Source organism: Streptococcus parasanguinis (genome assembly GCF_001074805.1).
Lineage (GTDB): Bacteria > Bacillota > Bacilli > Lactobacillales > Streptococcaceae > Streptococcus > Streptococcus parasanguinis_A.
Genome location: NZ_JUPI01000155.1, coordinates 1 through 831 on the forward strand (window position 1 = coordinate 1; position 831 = coordinate 831).

Here is an 831-nt window from a genome sequence, read left to right on the forward strand (position 1 = left end):
ACGAAGCTGAATTCGTTGGCTTTAAGCTCACGGCCTTCCAAACGTTTAGTGAAGTTGAATTCTACTTCAACTGGAACGTTGTTTACACGTTTTTCAGTTGGTTTGCTTGGTTTTTCAACTTTCTTAGTAGTTGGGTTGTAGTAGTTGACTACTTGAGCCGCAGTATTTTCAATATCCACACCACCAGGTACATCAGCTTTCACTGTTGTTGGGATGTCGAACTTGTAGTAACGTCCAAATGCGAATTTAGTTGTGTCGATCACTTGTGTGTTTTCTGCGTCGCCAAGTGACTTCGTGAAGCCATCTTTAAGGGTTGCAGTGATCACACCGTTGTTCACAGCGATATCGAATTTATCTGTTACTTCTGCGCCTGTTACTGAATCGTAAGCTTTGATCTTAGTAGAATCAAGTTCCAACTTAGCTTCATCGTAGTCATCTGAGATTCCTACTGATTGGATGTTGTCCTTGTTAGATGCGTCGAATTTAGTTGTATCCAACCATACTTGGTAAACCAACTTGTCGCCACGTTTAACAGTCTTGGTATTCAAGTTTTGTTTTTCGTTGTTTGATGCATCGTCCGCATATGGGTTCGCATTTGTATCTGCGTACTTGTCTGCCAACTCTTTATCGTCATCAACGAGCTTGTCACCAGTGATATCGAATTTCTCTTCAGAAACAACATATTTCTCTGGTTGGAACTTAGGTTCTTCTGGAGGAGTTACACGGTTGTTAAATTCTTTATCCGCAATGTTGCCTACAGTTGCCACAAGAACTTTAGCAGTACCATCGTGTTTAACTGTGACTGTTACATTCGCTTTCATTGTGTCGTAT

At 41.0% G+C, this 831-nt stretch carries 1 protein-coding gene; it reads right to left on the reverse strand.

Going from position 1 to position 831, the window contains the following annotated elements:
• Window positions 1–831: SspB-related isopeptide-forming adhesin (locus ADI76_RS10680; RefSeq protein ID WP_342666496.1), on the reverse strand; the 831-nt coding region annotated here is incomplete at both ends.